Source organism: Flavobacterium hydrophilum, assembly GCF_003202405.1.
Lineage (GTDB): Bacteria > Bacteroidota > Bacteroidia > Flavobacteriales > Flavobacteriaceae > Flavobacterium > Flavobacterium hydrophilum.
Genome location: NZ_QJHL01000003.1, coordinates 387545 through 403463, shown reverse-complemented (window position 1 = coordinate 403463; position 15919 = coordinate 387545). Strand labels below are relative to the sequence as shown.

The following is a 15919-nucleotide window of genomic DNA, read 5'->3' as shown; positions in this document are numbered from 1 at the left end:
ATACGTCCTAAATCTCAATTTGGAGTGGTTTTCTCAATTTTTTAAGTTATCATAAAAGATAACTTTTTTTTAATTATACAAAAAAACGCAATCAATCTAATTCTAAAATTATACTCTTAAAAGACTTAGCAAATAATTATTAGAAACCTCATAAATCAAATCTCAAACTATGAAAAAATTATTATTATCATTATCAATGCTACTAACATTCTCATTTTCATTCTGTCAATCAAACTGGGAAAAGTCGAATTTGGAAAACAACGAGCAAGAATTATTTACTTTTGATAAATTGTCAATTGTTAGATTAGAAAAAGAATCTCAAATTAAAAAAGAAGACTTTATAAATGGAAATAACTTGTATTTAGGAGCGATTATCTTAAAAAATGAAAATGATAGTCTTAGTTCTGGAAAATATATCAAATTATCTGCTATTTTGAGTACGGACAAATTTGCCTCGATAGCAACATCACCAGAATCCGGCCTTAGATTGCTACAAAATGTAACTTCAAAATTATTCTATGTTACAAATGCACCAATATATAATTTCTTTGATTACAGTCGAAGTGATGAAAATGGATTTAGAACTTTAATTAAAGTTATTCCAAAACCCTTAACAAATACAGAAAAAGAATTATTAATCAGATACAAAGCATTAATAAAAAAAGGGCAGGCAAATTGTGCTATTCTACAGGGTATACAAAAGAGATGTTTGAATAGAGGATATTTTGACGAAAGAAAGATGAGTAAAATTGACATACAAACTTGGAATAAAAATTTATCTGCTCTAAAGATTACTTATCAAAAACTAAATGATATTGATAAGTATGAAGATGTTGGCAATCATGCACAAGACAAATTGTCTCTCTCTGAACTTGGTTCTCTTGATAATTTTAATAATTGGTTGACTAATTATTTTAAGATTGAATAGCCGTTCAATCTTAAATTGTAAAATTATTAATTCGTATCAATCAAACATAAAACTATTCAAAAAGCGATTATTTAGAAAATCTAAATAATCGCTTTTTTCGTTTTTTAGACTTTTTAAAATTGGATTAAAATCTATAATCAACCTTCTATTGAAGATGCTCTCAATAGTGCTCTGAATCGAGTTTCAACTTATAAAAAATTTTTATTTTAAATACATCTGCGTGGAAAAACAATAAAGTTTTTACCGTAAATATATTATATATGCTTAGAAACAACGAAATCAGCTTCAATTCAATCCCCTATGCTCTTTCAGAAATCCTCATAGGAATGGAAGAGATAAAAAAAATGTTACGTGAACCTATTCAAAAATTGGTTTTTAAAGAGAAAATATCGTTTAATGATGCTTTAGATTTACTCTCCCAAAATGGTTATAATATCAGTAGAAGTAAGCTATATAAGCTAACCTCAACTAATAGTATACCACATGGAAAAATAAATAATAAGTTGGTGTTTTTTAGAGATGAGCTTATCTTATGGATAGAAAATCAAATTCTAAAGAATGAAAGCAGAAAAAACAACTCTGTAATATATTCAGCAATATCTAAATCCAAAAGGCAATATAAAGATGGAAATAGATAAACTTTTTATACCAGAAAACACAGATTTAAACAATATAACTCTGAATACAAACAATTCAGAAAACATTGTTACATCTAAAAAAACATTTAATTCAAACTCAAACTTTAGAAGTATTTTAAAAACTTCAATTGATGAACAAAAAAACCTGCAAATTTTAATTAAAAATGCTTTACCAATTGATTTTTTATTTGAGGCAAATGGCCCCGAAATAAATCTGCTAAGAAAATCACTAGAAACTACCACTGATTTAAGAGGCAGAGAAATTATTGAGCGTAAGATTGAAAAGCTTTTTCCCAAACCCTTGCAACAGTATGTAATTATCATAGATAACTTATTAAAAACCGCTGAATTAAACGAACTTGCTTTAGGCGCTTCAAATGATAAAATTTTCTTGTTTAATGGTGAATTTTGGGAACTTATTCCTTTAAAAAATTTTGAAGGCTTTTTAGGTGAATTTTCAGAAAAAGTGGGACTTAATAGATTAGAAGCTGATCAATTTAAAGTCAAGGAACTTCTGCTAAAACAGTTTATGTCTTCCGGTTATATGCCAAATTTTAATGACAAAGGAAATATCGCTAGAATCCCTTTTGATAATGGCACTTTGGTTTTTGATGATGGTAATGTAAAACTAAGTAATTTTGACAAAAATCACTTCCTAACTTATAAATTATCTTTTAGTTATGATGTAAATGCAGATGCTCCTCAATTTAAAAAATTCCTAGACCGTGTTTTGCCCGACAAAACTGCTCAAAATTTAATGTTTGAATTTTTCGGTTCAATATTTTTAAAGAAAAAACATGAAAAAATATTGCTCCTATATGGCTCTGGAAAAAATGGAAAATCAGTGTTACATGACATTTTACATGCATTACTAGGGACTAGTAATATGACATCATTCTCTTTAGCAAGTTTAATTGAGCCTAAAAGCCAATCTCGAATGCATCTTGAAAATAAACTTCTAAATTTTAGTAGTGAAATTGGATCAATAAAAAGTTCTGATGTCGATATGATAAAAAAACTTGCAAGCATGGAACCTATAGAAGTAAAAGAACTTTATAGTAATCCATATACCATTACAAATTATGCCCGATTAGCTTTTAATTGTAACGTATTACCAAAGGCAGGGGAAAATAGCGATGGCTTTCATAGAAGATTTTTTGTTATCCATTTTGGCGAAACAATAACGGATGAAGAAATGGATATTGAATTAGCCTCCAAAATAATATCAAAAGAATTACCTGGTATATTTAATATGGTGATTGACGGCATGAAGAGTTTTTATGAGCATGGATTTACATATTCTAAATCAGTAGCTGATCAATCTGAAAACTATAGGCGTGACATAAATAGTGTATTAACATTTATCGATGAAATGCAATATATTCCTTCTGCAAGAAGAAGTATCGCTCTAACCACATTGTACCAAGAATACAAAGAGTATTGCATTCAGAATGGATTTCAGTGTTGTAACAAAAACAACTTCAGTAGTCAACTTCGTGATGCTAAATTTCAAATTACGAGAAGTACAAATGGTTATTATCACGTTTACTTTGATAGGTTGTTAGAAGGAATAGATGACTCTTCAATTGTTTTAGACCCAAAGACAATTATAGACATTTAACAATAAAACAACCCTAACATGTTATATAAAAACACAACATTAAATATTAATATTATGAAAAATATAATTGTAAGTAAATTTCAAAATTATCGAAATCCAGTTCCTGAAAAAAATGTCAATCTCTTTGAATATCTTACGGATAATACGTATAAGAACATCGTTGAGCATATTAGAACCTTAACTGACAAAGACGAAATAAAGCTTTATAAATCAAAACTTCCAGCTGTAACAATTAGCGGAACATTCTCAACTAGAAACAAAATAGGATTAATACAGCATAGTGGCCATATATGTATAGACATCGATGGAGGTGACAATAGTCATATTAAGGATTTCAAATTCGTTAGAGATGAACTCAAAAAAATTCACAATGTTTCATATGCATCTTTATCAGTTAGTGGTCGAGGTGCTTTTTGTATTATTCCAATAAAAAATCCAGAAAAACATGCAGAGCACTTTGAAGCTCTAAAAATTATTTTTGAACGCTTTGGGATTATTATTGACAAAGCATGTAAAGATGTAACTCGATTAAGAGGCTATTCATACGACCCAGATGCATATTTTAATGAGGACGCTGTGGTTTTTACTCAGTTAATCGAATACAAAACTAAAAATTCTAATACAAGCAATACTAAAAAAGATTTTACAGCATCTTATAGTATCAAAGGGAATAGTACTCAGGCGAAAGTAATGAAAATTATAAACCAAATCAATCTGAAAAAAATTGATATGACGGACGACTATAATGACTGGTTTCAAATTGCTTGTGCTCTTGCAAATGAATTTGGTGAAGAAGGAAGAGATATGTTTTCCCTTGTTTCACAAAATAATTCTAGTTATCATCCAGACATAGCTGATAACATGTATACCGAATGTTTAGAGAGAAATTATCCTTTTACTATAGGGACATTTTTTCACTTAGCAGAAAAACATGGTCTAAAATAAATAGCTACTTCTAAAAGCCACATTAACTAAGTTAATGTGGCTTTTTTTTGTGCTTTGCCAAGAGTTGTGTGCAATCTGTGTGCAACAAGCATAAAAAAAGCACTTACAAATTGCTTTGTAAATGCTTGGCTTTCAACCAGTGGTCCCACCTGGGCTCGAACCAGGGACCACCTGATTATGAGTCAGGTGCTCTAACCAGCTGAGCTATAGGACCGGTTTGAGGATGCAATATTACTACTATTTTTTATTTGCTCCAAATATTTTACAGGATCATTTGTACTTAATTTCAATATTAACGATTCTTATTTAAAATCAAATTGATAATCAAGTAATTATTAAACCTTAAAAATTATTTAATTTCCTGACAAAGCTCAACTAAAACACCGTTTATACTTTTAGGATGCAAAAAAACCACCATTTTATTGTCGGCTCCTGGTTTTGGATTTTCATTTATCAAAACAAAACCTTCACTTTTTAATCGGGCAATTTCTGCTTCTATATCATCAACATCAAAAGCTATATGATGGATTCCTTCTCCTTTTTTTTCTAAAAACTTAGCAATTGGGCTTTCAGAATTTGTCGCCATCAAAAGTTCAATCTTATTGGTTCCTGTCTGAAAAAAAGAAGTTACCACATTTTCTGAATCTACCGTTTCGGTTTTATAAGACGGAATACCTAATAGCTTCTCAAACAAAATATTGGCATCATCAATATCTTTTACCGCAATTCCTATATGTTCAATTTTATTTACCATAACATTATTGATTCACGTATGTATTAAAATAACCACATTCTACAATTACATCCTGATAGTATTTTGTATCAGAATACTCTTTGTTCAATGTTTTAAATGCTTCCCAGGCAATAAAATTAATTTTATCATCCTGTCTCTCCCACCAGCTGACATTTTTATATTTATTATTATAATAATCGTTTCGCTCACATTTTGCAATCATATATATACATTTCGCTTTTTGTTCTTTTGTTGCTGCTGCATCAAATGCTTTTTTATAATACATCTTAGAAATATCGCAGGAATAAGTGCCGGAATCATCACTTGATATACTAATTTCGTAAAAGGTTCTGCCGTTTCCAAAATAAGTAATATTATAAAATGCATTTCCTAATAATAAACTATTAGTATAAACATCTTCCTTTTGAGCAATTTTATCCTGCATCGCTTTTATGGTAGTTAAAAATTCTATTTGAGTATATTTCTTTTTTTGATAAGCCGCATGATCGCAATCATGACAATCTTTTATACTTCCATTAAACGGATTTCCTAAAAAAGTATAGTACTGAACAGAATCTGTCTGCTGCATAAAGGCAATAGCTTCGGGAATTTTGTTTTTATAAGTCGCCTGAACTGCCTGAAAATTATTAATGTCCTTTAATTTTAAATGATAAATTCCAGCGGCAATTTTCTCAATGTCAGTTTTATTGGATTTACTCAAGAACGCTTTCATGTCTAATAAATCTTTTTCATTATCATAGAAAGTGTTTCCCGAACCCCAATATCCATAATTCGAAGAGCCAAAAAGCTCAGCCATTACAGGATTTGCTTTTGCTTTATATAAAACTGCCAAATAATTTTTACTCCATTGTGCTGCATTTTCATAACGAAATTCCTGTCCTTTATAAGTCTTTGGGAGTTCATTATAAAGCCAGTTCAAATCAGCCAGAATTGTTTTTTCATTTTTATCTGTAAGCTTATCAATTTTGCTCATATTATTTACAAACCTTAATAGCCTTAACTGATAACCTGCTAATTCTGTTTTCGGAAGTGTTTTTTCAGCTTTATCAAAATTTTTATCTGCGTTTGCAAAATCGCCTTTTAATGTTTGCAGATATCCTAATGCAATATCCCATAAATAAGGTCTTTCTGTATTGCCTGCTCCGGAAATTTTAGCAATTAAATCGAATACATTTTTATCCAGTTTCGCATAATTTTCAGTTCTGTTTTCTGCAATTGATTGTTGCTTCGCCGGAAGATTTTCTCCTGCATCCTGCTTAAAGGAATTATTTATACCTTCTTCCTGTCTGTTTACTAATCGTGTTACCAGATAATTTAAATGTTCACTTTTCGGATCCAGTTCGTAAATCTTTTCAATCGCTTGTTTTTCATCTTTATGATAACCGTGAATTGCCCAAAGAGCAGCTTTCTCTTTATTATTTTTGGCCATCGCCAATGATTTATTCCAATCGATATCGCTTTTTGGATTAAAGCAATATGCTGTAACCACTCTCAATTCAGGACATTTATCAAATACCTGAGCATACTGATAATTCGAAACTGCATACTTTTTCTGTTGATAATTTATTCCTGCCACATATGAAAGTGCACGATAATACAGAATGTTTTTGGGTGCCGAATTCTCCGTTTTATTAAAAAACAAAATCGCTTTTTGTTTATCAGTACTGTAAAAACGTGCTTTCATCGTCAAAAACCAGTATCTGTTTTTCAAAAAAGGATCTGATGTCGTATTATAAACATTCTCGATCGACTGAATCATTTTTAAGTCTTTAAATGTTTTGGCCACAACGGGATCATAACTCCAGTAATCTTCTCCAATTGACACCGTTTCTATTTTTTGTGCCAAATATAAAAACTCAATAAAACTTTTAATTTTATCATCTTTCAGGCTAATTTTCTTTCCCCATTTTAAAGAAGCCTTATTCTCTTTTTTGGTTTTTAAAAAAACATGAAGCTGCTCTATTTCTGTTTTATTGGCAGCAGGTTTATTTCGATCATCATAAGAAACTGGTTTTTCATCACCAATCAGAAAATAGTTTACAGCAGTAGTGTCTGCTTTCCCTTTCAGATAGACTCCCCAATCTGACTTTATATTTCCATTAAAGCGGGAATTATGACCATTATCAAAGCCTATTCCATAAAAAATACTGCCTGACAAAAAAAGCGGCGAGTATGATTTATCTGCAAATGTTTCCGGTGTAAAATTCGAATTATAACCAAAATAATCCCAATCATCACCACCTCCACAGGCAGAAATTATTCCGTAAACAAAAAGTAAAGAGGCACTAGAAACAAGAAATAACTTGCTCAAAAATATTCTTTTCATAGTTTTTTAAATTGAATTCGTCTAAGTCGTAAAAAATAATTTCATTTGGTTTCTGCACAGAATGATTATTTAAATCTTCTGCCATCTCAATTAAATCTTCTGATGAAATGGCTTCGATTTTCAGCACATCATTTTCTTCATAAAATATGCCATTTTTATAATTAGAATGTCTGACCTTAAAAAAAACAGCACCGGTTTCTTCAAAATTTTTATCTTTTTTAAGTTCTGAAACATTTATTTTTGATCGCAATCCAACCACTTTATTGTTTTTGATATGAACCGCCCAGGAATATATTGGCAAAGCAAAATCGAGATGCAGCGGATATTTTTTTAAACTTTTCAGATAACGTTCCGCAATTTTCCTGTCGTAAACAGAGTTTGAAGAATCAGTAGCAATCGTTCCCATGTTATAGTACATCAAAACTCCGGAATCGACATTTGGTATCTTCGTTTTTCTGAAATATTTTATCTGATGAAGCCGTATTGTTGCTGAAAGTTTCTTCTTTGAAAGTTTCTTGAATACCTCAATAAATTTCAGATAATTATCCTTGCTCGTAAGTGTCCAGTCACAGTCGATTTGAATTTCTTTGCTGGAAATTTTATTTTTAGAATTGATTTCGTTTATCAGTCCGACAGCTTTTTTAGCTAAATCTTCCACATCAAGATTCGGTTTCAGCATTACTTTATTTTTGATGTAAATTACAGGAACGATATTAAAACCATCCATTGTTTCTTTAAAATGAATTGGACTTAAAGGAATCGGATTTGTATCTTTTGGATGTAAATCAATATCAAAATAGCGGATATAAATTTTCCGCACATTATTTTCACGAAGCGTTTCCTTTTCTGTTTCAGATAATTTGAAGATGGTTTTCCAGTAATAAAAAGAAACAATTGGTTTGTTATTTTCACTGCATGAAATCAGTAAAAAAAATAGCAATACCCAAATGAAACTCTTTTTCAAAACCTGCAAATTAAATTGGAAACCAAATGTAAGAAATTATATCCCGTTTGAAAATTACTGACATATCTTTTTCCAGAATTTAAAACCCAACTTTAAGACCAGTTTTCAAAACCTAATAAAACCATAAAAAATTTCGATTAAAACAAATATAGTTGTTATTTTGTGGAATTAAATCACAAATCGTTATGTTGAAAAACAGCTTAAAATATTTTACTTTTTTATTGATATTTTTAATGATGAGCTGCGCAAAGCGTGGCAGCATAACAGGAGGTTTAAAAGATACACTTGCTCCTATTTTAAAATCAAGCTCACCTAAAAACTTCAGTACTGAATTCAAGGCTGATGAAATCATCCTGACATTTGATGAATATGTAAAGCTCAAAAATACCAATAAGCAGCTGATCATTTCTCCTCCAATGAAAACGCCACCTATTATTACACCTACAAATGCGAGCAAATTTATAAGTATAAAGATTTTAGACACTTTACAGCCCAACACGACGTACAGTCTGAATTTCGGACAAAGTATTGCAGACAATAATGAAGGTAATCCGTATAATCAATTTAAATATGTATTTTCAACAGGAAGTTATATTGATTCTCTTGCCCTAAACGGAAGAATAAAAGACTCTTACAGTAAAACTGCCGATAATTTTGTAACTGTTATGCTTTATGAGGTTAATGATAAATTTAAAGATTCTGTTATTTATAAAGAGAACCCACGTTATATAACCAATACTCTAGACAGCTTAACCACTTTTAGATTAGAAAATTTAAAAGCCGGAAAATATCTTTTAGTAGCATTAAAAGACAAAGGAAACAATAATAAATTTAACCCGAAAGATGATAAAATTGGTTTTTTAAAACAGCATATAACGATACCAAACGACACTGTTTTTGAATTGGAATTATTTAAGGAACAACTTCCGTTAAAAGCGTTCAAACCAATCCAGGCATCCGGGAACCGATTATTACTTCCGTATGAAGGAAAGCAGAATTTCAAAAACTCAAAACCTAAAATTGTATTAAAGAACGGCAATGAAGTTCTTGAAACGATTATAACGCAATTTCCAAAAAAGGATTCGCTTCAAATTTGGTACAAACCCATAAAAGTGGATTCATTATCCCTTGAAATCAGTAAGGACAATTACGATAAAAAGTTCAATTTTAAAATTAAAAACCAGAAAAAAGACTCTCTGAATATTACTGCTTTGCAAAATGGTGTGATACATTTCAGGGACAGATTCACTCTTGAAACGGCTACTCCGCTTGTTAAATTTGATAAGTCGAAAATACAATTAGTTAACAAGGATTCAACTGCAGTTCCTTATACAACGGAATATGATGAGTTTGAGCAAAAGTTATATTTTGATTTTAAAAAAGATCCCGCACAAAAATATAATTTCACGTTTTTTCCCGGCGCATTGACTGATCTTAACGAAAAATCAAATGACACTTTATCCTATAAGCTGAATACGCGTGAAGTAGAGGAATATGGCAATCTTACATTAAACTTACAGAATGTAAAACGTTTCCCGATCATTGTTGAATTAACCAATAAAAAAGGAGATGTTGTACTGACCAGCGAGTATTCTGAATCGCAGACTAAATTCGATTTTCTGCTTTTAGAACCAAGTGTGTATACAGTCCGAATAATTTATGATGATAATAAAAATAAAAGCTATGACCCCGGTAATTATTTAGAAAAAAGATATGCCGAAGAAGTTTTTTATTATCAGGAAGAAATTGATCTGCACGCCAATTGGGACAAAATTGAAACTTTGGATTTAAGTATTCCTTTCGATCCTGCATTAGAGAAAAAGAAGGAAGAGGACAAGCAAAAGGCTGAAAAAAAGAGAAAGAAAACTGCTTTTTAGTCAATTTCAAACCTGTCTTTATCACTCAGGAAATCCATTTTTTTTCGGGTTTCCAACATTATGTTTTTATCTAATTCAACTACAAAAACACCTTCGTTTTCCTGAGGTTCTAAAATAGAATTACCTAAATAATCAACTGCTTGCGAATGTCCGTTATATTCATGACTATTCGCATCAAGACCTGTTCTGTTTACTCCAACTACATAAGCAAGGTTTTCAACTGCACGGGCTTTTAACAAAATATCCCATGCATTAATCCTTACTTTTGGCCAGTTGGCGACATATATAATTAAATCATAATTTTCTACATTTCTGACAAATACGGGAAAACGCAAATCATAACAAACCTGCAGGCAAATCTTCCAGCCTAAATATTCAACGATTTGTTTTTTGTTCCCTGCCGTATACACTTTATCTTCTCCCGCCAGGGTAAACAAATGTCTTTTATCATAAAATTGGATTTCCCCTGATGGAAAAACAAATACGAAGCGATTATAGTATTCTTTATTTTCTGAAATAATTAAACTTCCTGCAACTGCGCAATTTTTATTTTTAGCTAAAGCCTGCATCCAGGCAACTGTTTCCCCTCGCATAGTTTCAGCCATTTGTGACGCATTCATAGTAAATCCTGTCGAAAACATTTCAGGAAGAATTACTAAATCAACATCTGAATCGATTTGATTGATTTTAGTTTCAAACTGATTTCTGTTTTTAAAAGCCTCTTCCCAATAAAGATCTGACTGAATAAGTGCAATTTTCATTTTTATAATTTTATATAAAGATAAAAAAGAAGACTGATTTCATCTCATGCTGGTTTCAAATTATGAACTCTTGCAATCATTTTGCAAAAAAAATGCAGTTTTATGCAAAAAAAACGCGTTGAATACAAATAATTTATATATTTGAATTTCCTTACTTTCAAAACCAACCAAAATGAGCATCGTAATTCTTGCACTTTGTATTGCTTTTTTAATCATTCAAATAGCCTGGTTCAAGATCAATGCTTTTCTTGCTTTTATTATAACAGCTCTCTTTGCCGGTCTTTTTTTAGGCATTCCTATGAATTCCCTGCCACAAACGATTCAAAAAGGATTAGGCGAAATGTTGAGTTCTATTACCTTAATCATCGTTTTTGGAACCTGCATTGGTAAGCTAACGGTTTCTTCAGGCGCTGCCAATGTTATTGCTAAAACGGTCATGGAATGGACAGGTAAAAAATACCTTCGTCTGGGATTAATGATAACCGGATTTATCGTTGGAATTCCACTTTTCTACAGTGTTGGATTTGTATTATTAGTTCCTTTAATATTTTCTGTCGCTCATCAATTTAAATTATCAAAAGTATATCTGGGAATCCCAATGCTTGCTTCCCTTTCTGTAGCTCATGGTTTTTTGCCTCCGCATCCATCACCAATGGCTTTGAGCAGCATTTTGAATGCTGATATTGGACTTGTTTTACTCTATGGAATTATAATTGCCGTTCCTACCATTTTTATAGCAGGCTTACTATTTTCGAATCTGCTTAAAAACATCCAAACCGAATCTGACTCTGCAATTTTAAATGTTGAAGAAGTTTCCAATACTATTGGTAAGCTTCCGGGTTTTTCAATCAGTTTGTTTTCTGCTTTATTTCCTGTTTTTGGCCTAACACTGACTTCATTATTGCCTTTATTCTCAAGCAACCAAACACTAATTAACGTCTGTAAAACTGTTGGTGAACCCAGTATAATCATGCTTATTTCATTACTACTTTGTACATACACTTTAGGATTAAGAATGAACCGAAGCCTGCAATCTGTAATGGATGATTATGCTATCGCGATAAAAGATGTCGCCCTGATTGTGTTAATTGTGGGAGGTGCTGGAAGTTTAAAAGAGGTCATGACTGTGAGTGGCGTAAACGAAGCCATCGTTTCAGCTTTAACCCAAATCAATATTCATCCATATTTGCTGGCCTGGATTATGGCTGCCATTATCAGAATATGCGTTGGTTCTGCCACGGCGGCCGGATTAATGACTGCGAGCGTTTTATTACCTTTATTACAAACTAATAACCTTGATCCTAATCTATTAGTTTTATCAGTAGGAGCCGGAAGTTTGATGTGCTCGCATGTAAACGATCCGGGTTTCTGGATGTTCAAAGAATATTTTAATGTCAGCCTGAAAGACACTTTTAAGTCCTGGACGGTTATGGAATCATTAGTTTCCATTCTTGGAATTATTTTCATTTTTATTTTAAACTCAATTATACATTAACAATATGAATTTATTACCACAAGAAAAATTTGAATCATTAGGTCTGTCATTACCTCCCGCGCCACAGCCTCTTGGTATTTACAAACCTTATCTGGTTGATGGGAAATATCTGTATCTTTCAGGTCACGGTCCGGTTCGTGATGACAAATCCTTAATTATTGGTAGAATCGGTGATGATATGGATATTGAAGAAGGAAAACGGGCTGCCAGACAAGTTGGGCTAACCATGCTTTCGACCATCGTCACACATCTTGGAAGCTTAGACAAAATCAAAAGAGTTATAAAAGTCTTAGGAATGGTAAATTGCACTTCTGATTTCTTAAGTCACCCTTATGTAATCAATGGCTGTAGCGAATTATTTGCAGAAGTATGGGGACAGGAAAACGGAATTGGGGTTAGAAGTGCTGTCGGTTTTGGATCACTGCCTGATAACATTCCTGTTGAAGTTGAAGCGCTTTTTGAATTGTATTAAGTCTTTTACAAACTCAAATAACTTCTCAATTTTATAGAGATTACGAAAATGAGAAATTTATTACTTTTCAAAACAAACTGAAGTTATGAAAGAAAACTGGTGGGAAATTAAATCCGAAATCCCTGTTGACACTCCATTTCTGGCTGTTTACGAAGATCGTATCCGGTTTAATCTTGAATGCCTTATTGGTTCGGTAAACGGTGACACTCAAAAATTAAGACCTCACATCAAAACACATAAAATTGGTGAAATTCTGGAGTTGTTTAAAATTTACAACATCAAAAAAATAAAATGTGCCACAATTGCCGAAGCTGAACTTGCTGCAATGCATGAGATTCCGGACGTTCTCCTGGCCTATCAACCAGTTGGAATTAAAAAAGAAAGATGGATTTCGTTAATTCATAAATATCCAAGCGTCAGTTTTTCAACAATTACAGACAATCTCGAATCGGCGAAAGCCTTAGATGATATTGCGAAAATAAATGATTTAAAACTACCCGTTTATCTGGATTTGAACACCGGAATGGACAGAACCGGATATTCGGTTTCGCAAGACTGGACCACATTAGCAGATAAAATAACTAACTTAAAAAATCTTCATTTTGAAGGCATTCATATTTACGACGGCCATTTAAAAGGCAGTGTCGAAGAACGAATAAATACCGCTTCAAATTCATTTTCTGAGATCAAAGAAAAAACAGAAGCGATGGAACAAAAACTGGGTTATAAATTAAAAATTGTTGCTGGCGGTTCTAATACTTTTCCATTTTATGCCACGCAGGAAAATGTAGAATGCAGTCCGGGAACCTTTGTTTTTTGGGATTCAAATTATCAGATTCATTTACCTGAACAAAAATTCAAACCTGCTTTAGTTATCGTTGGAACCATAATTTCAAAACCAACAAATGCTACACTTTGTATTGATATTGGTTACAAAGCTGTTGCTTCAGAAAATCCAATTGAAAAACGATTAATTATTTTAAATGATGAAAATCTAATCCCGACATCGCATTCGGAAGAACATCTGATTTTGGAAAATCGAGGAATAAACAAATATAAAATTGGCGATACCGTTTACGCACTTCCTTATCATGTCTGTCCTACCTGCGCATTGTATGATTCCGTTCAGGTAATAAACAAAAGCCATCAAATTTGTGACCAATGGAAAGTTGTTGCCCGAAGCAGAGAAATTAATATCTATAAAATTTAAGTCAAAATATATGTTTATAATAGACGCCCATTTAGACCTGAGCATGAATGCGATGGAATGGAATCGTGATTTAAGAAATGATGTTCCAACTCTGCGTCATTTAGAAAAAGGAATGACAGACAAACCAGATCGCGAACGGGCAACGGTGTCTTTTCCTGATTTGCGACGTGGCAATATCGGAATTGTTGTAGCAACGCAAATTGCAAGGTTTGTAAAACCCGACAGCATTATTCCGGGCTGGAATTCTCCTGAACAGGCATGGGCACAAACCCAGGGACAGCTTACGTGGTATAAAGCAATGGAAGAGGCTGGAGAAATAACCCAGATTACAGATAAAAAATCACTTCAGAAACAAATTGATTTGTGGAATGACGGGACTCCAAATGATAAAAAACCTATTGGATATATTTTGAGTTTAGAAGGTGCTGATTCTATAATTGATCTTTCGTATGTTGAGAAAGCATACCAGTACGGATTGCGTGCCATTGGTCCTGCACATTACGGTCCGGGACGTTACGCAAACGGAACAGATGCCACCGGAAAAATGAATCAAAACGGTATTGATTTATTAAAAGAAATGGAACGTTTGAATATAATTCTGGATGCAACACATTTATGCGATGATGCTTTTTGGCAGGCTTTAGATCATTATCACGGACCAGTTTGGGCGAGTCACAATAATTGCAGAAGTCTGGTAGATCATAATCGCCAATACAGCGATGAAATGATTCAGAGATTAATATCGAGAGGAGCTGTTATTGGAGGTGCTTTAGATGCATGGATGCTGGTTCCGAATTGGGAAAGAGGGGTTTCGAATCCAAAAGAAATGAATTGCAATTTAGAAACCATCTTCAAACACATGGATCATATTTGCCAATTGGCCGGAAATGCAAATCATATTGGGGTTGGTTCAGATCTTGACGGTGCTTTTGGTACAGAACAGTCTCCGTATGATTTAAATACAATTGCCGATTTACAAAAACTCGTTCTTATCTTTAAAAATAATGGTTATTCTGATGAAGATCTAAATAAGGTCTTTCACCAAAACTGGATTGATTTTTTAATGAAAAACTGGGATTAGATAAAAACTAAATCAGGAACTGCCTTCTTATACGATTTTAGTCTTTCGTGATCGGCACCTACTTCGGTCACCACATAATTCACTTCGGATAAGTTGGCAATTTTCATTTTTAGAACGGTGTCCAGTTTTTCAGAAATAGTAAGAATAGCTGTTTTTTCAGCAGCCTGAATCATCGCTTTTTTCACCTGGACGGTTTCCCAGTCAGAATCTGAGAAGCCACCTTCAATATCTAAAGCATTAGTTCCTAAAATTAATAAATCAGCTTTAATATTGGCCAGCTGATTATAGACATCACCGCTTACACACATTTGACTGTAAGACGAAATGCTGCCGCCAATCATGATCGTTTTGACATTGGGTTTATCCAAAAGCTCAACGGCTGACAAAACGGTAACCGTGAAAATAGTAAGATTCATGTCGTTTGGAATTAAGCGGATAAATTCACGTATTGTCGTTCCACCGCCAATTAATAAAACCATTCCGTCATGAAGAAGGCCTAAAGTTTTTTGCGCAATAATTTGTTTTGCTTCACCTGCATAAGTAGGATTGGAAGAAGAATGGTGATAGGCTTTTGTCATTGCACCGCCTTTCACTTTGATTAATAACGATTCTGATTCAAGTTCATTTATATCACGTCTTACCGTATCTTCAGAAACACCTAATTTTACAGAAAGTGTTTCAAAACTTACTCTTGTGTGTAAGTTGATTTCCTTTAAGATATGATTTTTACGTTCTTCTTTAGTAAGATTTACTAATTCATTTTCATTCATTTGGAATCGAATTTAGGAATACAAAAGTAAAAAAATATTGCAATAATATTGCGAAACAATTTCTGAAACAAATGACT

At 32.5% G+C, this 15919-nt stretch carries 14 protein-coding genes and 1 tRNA gene; 9 read left to right on the top strand and 6 right to left on the bottom strand.

The genetic code is table 11. From position 1 onward, the window contains the following. Nucleotides 1–169 precede the first annotated feature (169 nt). The 4 genes from DMB68_RS14790 (at nucleotide 170) to DMB68_RS14775 (ending at nucleotide 4132) form a co-directional block, all read left to right on the top strand. A complete protein-coding gene (locus DMB68_RS14790; protein WP_124019439.1) occupies nucleotides 170–928 on the top strand; it encodes a hypothetical protein in 759 nt (252 codons plus the stop codon). Between the two features lie 326 nt (nucleotides 929–1254). Continuing rightward, a complete protein-coding gene (locus tag DMB68_RS14785; RefSeq protein WP_124019438.1) occupies nucleotides 1255–1566 on the top strand; it encodes a helix-turn-helix domain-containing protein in 312 nt (103 codons plus the stop codon). After that, nucleotides 1553–3187, top strand: coding sequence for a DNA primase family protein (locus DMB68_RS14780; RefSeq protein ID WP_110347435.1), 1635 nt, complete (start codon nucleotides 1553–1555; stop codon nucleotides 3185–3187). Before DMB68_RS14785 ends, DMB68_RS14780 begins: the two co-directional genes overlap by 14 nt. Before the next feature lie 54 nt (nucleotides 3188–3241). Beyond that, nucleotides 3242–4132, top strand: a complete 891-nt coding sequence (locus DMB68_RS14775; protein ID WP_165830146.1) for a BT4734/BF3469 family protein — start codon at nucleotides 3242–3244, stop codon at nucleotides 4130–4132. Nucleotides 4133–4272: 140 nt separating this feature from the next. On the opposite strand, the gene DMB68_RS14770 is transcribed toward DMB68_RS14775, so the two are convergent. From DMB68_RS14770 to DMB68_RS14755, 4 genes are all read right to left on the bottom strand, one after another. After that, nucleotides 4273–4346 (bottom strand) — tRNA-Ile (locus tag DMB68_RS14770). A 135-nt stretch (nucleotides 4347–4481) separates the two neighbouring features. Continuing rightward, nucleotides 4482–4886, bottom strand: coding sequence for a methylmalonyl-CoA epimerase (mce, locus tag DMB68_RS14765; protein ID WP_110347433.1), 405 nt, complete (start codon nucleotides 4884–4886; stop codon nucleotides 4482–4484). Between the two features lie 4 nt (nucleotides 4887–4890). Then, the gene (locus DMB68_RS14760; RefSeq protein ID WP_110347432.1) at nucleotides 4891–7212 is read right to left on the bottom strand and encodes a hypothetical protein; all 2322 of its coding nucleotides are present in this window, start codon (nucleotides 7210–7212) and stop codon (nucleotides 4891–4893) included. Further along, the gene (locus tag DMB68_RS14755; protein WP_110347431.1) at nucleotides 7172–8176 is read right to left on the bottom strand and encodes a hypothetical protein; all 1005 of its coding nucleotides are present in this window, start codon (nucleotides 8174–8176) and stop codon (nucleotides 7172–7174) included. The genes DMB68_RS14760 and DMB68_RS14755 overlap by 41 nt, the downstream gene beginning before the upstream one ends. 185 nt (nucleotides 8177–8361) lie before the next feature. Between DMB68_RS14755 and DMB68_RS14750 the strand changes: the two genes are divergently transcribed. Beyond that, the gene (locus tag DMB68_RS14750; RefSeq protein WP_110347430.1) at nucleotides 8362–10053 is read left to right on the top strand and encodes an Ig-like domain-containing protein; all 1692 of its coding nucleotides are present in this window, start codon (nucleotides 8362–8364) and stop codon (nucleotides 10051–10053) included. Here the strand turns inward: DMB68_RS14750 and DMB68_RS14745 are convergent. After that, nucleotides 10050–10814 (bottom strand): amidohydrolase, encoded by a 765-nt coding sequence (locus tag DMB68_RS14745; RefSeq protein WP_110347429.1) that lies wholly within the window; start codon nucleotides 10812–10814, stop codon nucleotides 10050–10052. The two genes, DMB68_RS14750 and DMB68_RS14745, sit on opposite strands and share 4 nt — an antisense overlap. Nucleotides 10815–10986: 172 nt before the next feature. On the opposite strand from DMB68_RS14745, the gene DMB68_RS14740 reads away from it, so the two are divergent. The 4 genes from DMB68_RS14740 (at nucleotide 10987) to DMB68_RS14725 (ending at nucleotide 15072) form a co-directional block, all read left to right on the top strand. Further along, nucleotides 10987–12309: a GntP family permease gene (locus DMB68_RS14740; RefSeq protein ID WP_110347428.1), complete on the top strand. Its 1323-nt coding sequence runs from the start codon at nucleotides 10987–10989 to the stop codon at nucleotides 12307–12309. 4 nt (nucleotides 12310–12313) lie between these two features. Next, nucleotides 12314–12781 carry a RidA family protein gene (locus DMB68_RS14735; protein WP_110347427.1) on the top strand — a complete coding sequence of 156 codons (468 nt, stop codon included), beginning with the start codon at nucleotides 12314–12316 and terminating at the stop codon, nucleotides 12779–12781. 85 nt (nucleotides 12782–12866) lie between these two features. Continuing rightward, nucleotides 12867–13991 carry a D-TA family PLP-dependent enzyme gene (locus DMB68_RS14730; protein WP_110347426.1) on the top strand — a complete coding sequence of 375 codons (1125 nt, stop codon included), beginning with the start codon at nucleotides 12867–12869 and terminating at the stop codon, nucleotides 13989–13991. Nucleotides 13992–14001: 10 nt separating this feature from the next. Beyond that, entirely contained in the window at nucleotides 14002–15072 is a 1071-nt protein-coding gene (locus tag DMB68_RS14725) for a dipeptidase (RefSeq protein WP_110347593.1), read from the top strand. Here DMB68_RS14725 and DMB68_RS14720 read toward each other — a convergent pair. Continuing rightward, complete coding sequence (locus DMB68_RS14720; protein ID WP_110347425.1) at nucleotides 15069–15842, bottom strand: DeoR/GlpR family DNA-binding transcription regulator; 774 nt, start codon at nucleotides 15840–15842, stop codon at nucleotides 15069–15071. The two genes, DMB68_RS14725 and DMB68_RS14720, sit on opposite strands and share 4 nt — an antisense overlap. Between the last annotated feature and the right edge of the window lie 77 nt (nucleotides 15843–15919).

Excerpts from the sequence above, each read along its gene's own strand:
- DMB68_RS14725 (WP_110347593.1), top strand. The coding sequence starts at position 14,002 with ATGTTTATAATAGACGCCCATTTAGACCTGAGCATGAATGCGATGGAA.
- DMB68_RS14750 (WP_110347430.1), top strand. The coding sequence starts at position 8,362 with ATGTTGAAAAACAGCTTAAAATATTTTACTTTTTTATTGATATTTTTA.
- mce (WP_110347433.1), bottom strand. The coding sequence starts at position 4,886 with ATGGTAAATAAAATTGAACATATAGGAATTGCGGTAAAAGATATTGAT.
- DMB68_RS14775 (WP_165830146.1), top strand. The coding sequence starts at position 3,242 with ATGAAAAATATAATTGTAAGTAAATTTCAAAATTATCGAAATCCAGTT.
- DMB68_RS14740 (WP_110347428.1), top strand. The coding sequence starts at position 10,987 with ATGAGCATCGTAATTCTTGCACTTTGTATTGCTTTTTTAATCATTCAA.
- DMB68_RS14730 (WP_110347426.1), top strand. The coding sequence starts at position 12,867 with ATGAAAGAAAACTGGTGGGAAATTAAATCCGAAATCCCTGTTGACACT.
- DMB68_RS14785 (WP_124019438.1), top strand. The coding sequence starts at position 1,255 with ATGGAAGAGATAAAAAAAATGTTACGTGAACCTATTCAAAAATTGGTT.
- DMB68_RS14745 (WP_110347429.1), bottom strand. The coding sequence starts at position 10,814 with ATGAAAATTGCACTTATTCAGTCAGATCTTTATTGGGAAGAGGCTTTT.
- DMB68_RS14780 (WP_110347435.1), top strand. The coding sequence starts at position 1,553 with ATGGAAATAGATAAACTTTTTATACCAGAAAACACAGATTTAAACAAT.
- DMB68_RS14760 (WP_110347432.1), bottom strand. The coding sequence starts at position 7,212 with ATGAAAAGAATATTTTTGAGCAAGTTATTTCTTGTTTCTAGTGCCTCT.
- DMB68_RS14720 (WP_110347425.1), bottom strand. The coding sequence starts at position 15,842 with ATGAATGAAAATGAATTAGTAAATCTTACTAAAGAAGAACGTAAAAAT.
- DMB68_RS14790 (WP_124019439.1), top strand. The coding sequence starts at position 170 with ATGAAAAAATTATTATTATCATTATCAATGCTACTAACATTCTCATTT.
- DMB68_RS14735 (WP_110347427.1), top strand. The coding sequence starts at position 12,314 with ATGAATTTATTACCACAAGAAAAATTTGAATCATTAGGTCTGTCATTA.